Raw genomic sequence first — 278 nt, 5'->3', positions numbered from 1 at the left:
CATGGCTGGTCCTCCGGATTGGGTCACCAGGAGATCAACTTCCGGTCGCTTCGTTCCACTTCTTGACGTAGTCGGGCAGCTTGGTCAGCGCGTCGTCCCAGTTCGGCGCCCAGATGGTCACGCCCTTCATGGCGTCCTGCAACTTGCCGAAATTGGCGTCGTCCGGCTTGACATCCTTGCGGGCCGGCAGGCCGAGCGCGACAGAGCTCACCGTCGACTGCGCTTCCTTGGAGAGCAGGAATTCGATCAGCTTCTTGCCGTTGTCGCCATTGGGCGCG

Annotated in this window: 1 pseudogene; it reads right to left on the bottom strand. The window is 62.2% G+C overall.

From position 1 onward, the window contains the following. Positions 1-34: 34 nt before the first annotated feature. Positions 35-278 (bottom strand): annotated as a pseudogene (locus tag EN853_RS33765) (2-aminoethylphosphonate ABC transporter substrate-binding protein); the annotation flags it as partial.

Origin of the sequence: Mesorhizobium sp. M1C.F.Ca.ET.210.01.1.1 (genome assembly GCF_004791585.1) — a bacterium.
GTDB lineage: Bacteria > Pseudomonadota > Alphaproteobacteria > Rhizobiales > Rhizobiaceae > Mesorhizobium.
Note: the sequence above shows the minus strand (reverse complement) of the source record. Positions and strands in the feature narration are given on the sequence as shown.